This window comes from Bacillus sp. JJ1127, assembly GCF_036965845.1.
Classification (GTDB): Bacteria; Bacillota; Bacilli; order Bacillales; family Bacillaceae_G; genus Bacillus_A.
In genome coordinates, this window is sequence record NZ_JBALQK010000095.1 from 1 (window position 1) to 242 (window position 242).

Genomic DNA, 242 nt, shown 5'->3' on the forward strand with positions numbered 1-242 from the left:
TAGCTTAAATACCTTTCAACTTTCTTGCAAAAATATAACAAAATGCTTTCAGGAATATCATGAAAGATCAAACTGCTTAATTGAATAAGGAATGATTATTCGTCCCCTTCAAATAGCTTTCTATATAATGAAGCTCTAGATACATTTGTAATTTCACAAATTTAATTTACAGTCATACCTCCTTCTTTATATAGCTTTACTGCATAATTCATACCTGCGTGATTTTGGATTTGAGTCAATAT